This window comes from Tateyamaria sp. (assembly GCF_059783535.1).
The window spans coordinates 1-3,078 of the sequence record NZ_JBYNDP010000226.1; the positions used below are offsets into that span (position 1 = coordinate 1).

The 3,078-nt window shown below is 58.1% G+C and carries 4 protein-coding genes and 1 tRNA gene; 2 read left to right on the forward strand and 3 right to left on the reverse strand.

What is annotated here, in order from left to right:
* Both AC6RA8_RS21835 and AC6RA8_RS21840 read left to right on the forward strand, forming a co-directional pair.
* Positions 1-1,074 (forward strand): mechanosensitive ion channel family protein (locus AC6RA8_RS21835; protein ID WP_500355853.1); only part of this gene is annotated, 1,074 nt, incomplete at its 5' end.
* 63 nt (positions 1,075-1,137) lie between these two features.
* A tRNA-Gln gene (locus tag AC6RA8_RS21840) sits at positions 1,138-1,213 on the forward strand.
* 172 nt (positions 1,214-1,385) lie between these two features.
* On the opposite strand, the gene AC6RA8_RS21845 is transcribed toward AC6RA8_RS21840, so the two are convergent.
* From AC6RA8_RS21845 to AC6RA8_RS21855, 3 genes are read right to left on the reverse strand one after another with little or no spacing between them, the layout of a single operon-like run.
* Positions 1,386-1,532: a hypothetical protein gene (locus AC6RA8_RS21845; RefSeq protein WP_500355855.1), complete on the reverse strand. Its 147-nt coding sequence runs from the start codon at positions 1,530-1,532 to the stop codon at positions 1,386-1,388.
* Positions 1,529-3,013, reverse strand: coding sequence for a recombinase family protein (locus AC6RA8_RS21850; protein ID WP_500355857.1), 1,485 nt, complete (start codon positions 3,011-3,013; stop codon positions 1,529-1,531). The genes AC6RA8_RS21845 and AC6RA8_RS21850 overlap by 4 nt, the downstream gene beginning before the upstream one ends.
* Complete coding sequence (locus AC6RA8_RS21855; RefSeq protein ID WP_500355858.1) at positions 3,013-3,072, reverse strand: hypothetical protein; 60 nt, start codon at positions 3,070-3,072, stop codon at positions 3,013-3,015. Before AC6RA8_RS21855 ends, AC6RA8_RS21850 begins: the two co-directional genes overlap by 1 nt.
* Positions 3,073-3,078: the final 6 nt, after the last annotated feature.

The following is a 3,078-nucleotide window of genomic DNA, read 5'->3' on the forward strand; positions in this document are numbered from 1 at the left end:
CGTGTCGAAGGCGTTGTTGCGATCGAGAACCAGGTGACTGAAACGACCGATGTGGTTGCCCGCCTGAACCCGGCCGTTGAGCGTTTTCAGGCCCGCATGACCCAAGCCGTTGCGATGCTGCCACTGATGGCCGTGGCCGTTGTGGCATTTGTGCTTGTTCTGACCCTTGGCGTATTGTTGGCGCGCGCCCGCTACCCTTGGGATCGGATTGCGCCCAATGCCTTTATCGCCAACATCTACCGACAGGTGGTGCGCATCCTTTTCTTTGTCGCGGGTGTCGTGATCGCGCTGGATATTCTAGGTGCAACCGCGCTGCTGGGCACGATTTTGGGTGCTGCAGGTATCGTGGGTTTGGCCATCGGCTTTGCCGTCCGAGACACGGTCGAGAATTTCATCGCGTCGATCATGTTGTCGATCCGCCAGCCTTTTCGTCCCAATGACGTGGTTGAGATCGAAGGCGACACAGGCAAGGTCATTCGCCTGACCAGTCGGGCCACTATCCTGCTCAGCTTTGATGGCAACCACATTCGCATCCCCAATGCGACTGTTTTCAAAAGCCGGATTGTGAACTTCTCAACCAATCAAGAGCGGCGATTCAGCTTTGAAATTGGCGTGAGTTCGGATGCTGATCTGGCCGAGGTGCGGCGCATGGCCGAAGAAACCGTTGCGGAACTACCCTTCATCCTGTCCGAACCCGCCCCAATGTCCTGGATCGAGCGGATCGGGGATGGCGCGATTTTCCTGACTGTCACTGGCTGGATTGACCAAGAGGCAACATCGCTGGTCCGTGCCAAAGGCGAGGCCCTGCGCCTAGTGAAGGCACGGATCGAAGGCGCCGGCATCGAAGTGCCTGATACGACGTACCGGATTCGGCTGCTTGGCGGCGCACCATACGATAGCGAAGTGGTATCCTCGGAACGAGGCGCGCAAGCACCCGCGCCACCGGCAGTCCCCGAAGTCGAAGCGGCCGATGTCACCGACACGTCAGAGCCAGGGCTGGACAAGCTGGTGGATGCGGAACGCAATGACCCCGACGCCCCAGATTTGCTGACGGACGCCGCGCCCAAGGAATAGTCGGAATTTTGGCGTAAAGGGGCTTGCGCGCGCGGCACGCCCGCTCTAATTAGCGCGGCACGTTGGGATGTAGCTCAATTGGTAGAGCACCGGTTTTTGGTACCGTAGGTTGTAGGTTCGAGTCCTACCATCCCAGCCAACCACTTCCCTATTTTCACACGCCGAGCGTTTGCTGCGCAAATGTCGCGTGGTTTCGGATGGTTGGCAGACCGGGTTATCAGCAGAGACGCAGATAAGAGCACGAACCGGGCCGATTTCACGCGGTAGTCTCTGTTTGCGAGTCCTGCGGTACGAGTTTGGGATGTGGAACTTCAGAGCGCGGCGAACTGCTCGCGCTGTTCGGACCAGACAGCGGAGAACCGCGTCTTGATCAGATGATCCGTGGTGAGACCATCGGGCTGCTCACCGGAAGCGATGCGGTCCAGGATATCAGGCGCGAGCAATGCCAGGTTGGTCACATCCTGAACACGGCGTTTCGAGACGCCTGCGGAGTCGGCGATCTCTGAGAAGGTTTGCCCGCGATGACCATTGCCAACCAGCTACGCCCCTTCATAATTTTTTGCACCAGCGTTCTGTTGAACGCTGCCGGCGCCTCGCCCAGATGAAGTTTCAGTTCCACACCACGTCGACGCATCTGGAACGGAGCTTCGATTGTCAATTCCACCGGGTTGATCCGCTCTGGTGGGCTACCGAGATGGTCAGCCACCATTGACTTATCCAGCATCAGCGTCATGAAACCCTGTCGCAGATCGGCTCGTTCGATCAAATTCAATCGTTCCGTCACACGACCTTTTTCCTGAAGCCTTTTCGATGCGTCACACACTTCGGCTGCCGTCAAACCTTCGGTCATTGCCACCGCGGCACCCGGCCTGGTCAGGTGCCGCCCCACCAGTTCAGCCAGCAAACCTTCCACCTGTGCTGCAGGCAGCCGCCAGGCATCCGGATGTTTCCGGCTACGATCTTTGACCAGTCTACGGGATATGTAGTAGCGAAGGCGTTTGCCGTTCTTTCGGCTGTGGCTGGGTGTCAGACGATCGCCGGTTTCATCAAAGAGCTTGCCCGCCAGAGGTGATCTTGTTGCTTTTCGTCTGGAGCCGCGAGCAACCGCTGCCCCGCTCTGCAACATGTCCTGAAACTTGTCCCATACTGCCGAATCAATGATGGCTGGATGCTGTCCATCATATACCTTTTGTTTGTGTCGGCTTCGGCCTGCATACACCGGATTGCTCAGAATATGCTGGAGATGACCGCGATCGAATTGGGTACCGCCGGAGATCCGGTGGCCTGACCGTTCCCGGCGACGCGACCTGAGATCGAGTGTCTCAGCACATTCCTTCACCTTCCGGAGGGTGCGGTGTTTCAGATAGAGGTCATAAATTGTCCGGATCGTGATCGCCTCCGCCTCGTCGATCTTCAGCGTCCGTCCATCCGGCTGATACCCCATCGGAACATTGCCACCCATCCACATGCCCTTGCGTTTGGACGCGGCAATCTTGTCTCTGATACGCTCAGCTGTGACTTCACGCTCAAACTGAGCGAACGAAAGCAGCATGTTGAGCGTCAGGCATCCCATGCTGGTGGCCGTATTGAAGGATTGGGTAACCGAAACAAATGATGTCTCGGTCGCATCCAACCGATCAACCAGCTTGGCGAAGTCTGCAAGCGATCGCGTCAGGCGGTCGATCTTGTAAACCACGATCTGGTCGACGCGTTTCTCGTCAACCGATTGCACCAACCGTTGCAAGGCCGGGCGGTCCAGATGACCACCCGATATTCCACCATCGTCATAGCGGTCTGGTGGCAACTCCCAGCCTTCATGCTTCTGGCGCGCGATGTAAGCTTCACAAGCCTCGCGCTGGGCATCCAGGGAGTTGAAGTCCTGTTCCAGCCCCTCTTCTGAACTCTTGCGGGTGTAGATGGCGCAGCGGACCCGTCGCATCACTGCACCCCGAAAAAACGCGGCCCGGACCACCGGGCGCCGGTGATGTGCCGGGCAATGGCCGA

Bases quoted from the DNA above. Each gene is read 5' to 3' on its own strand.
- AC6RA8_RS21850 (WP_500355857.1), bottom strand. From the start codon at position 3,013: ATGCGACGGGTCCGCTGCGCCATCTACACCCGCAAGAGTTCAGAAGAG.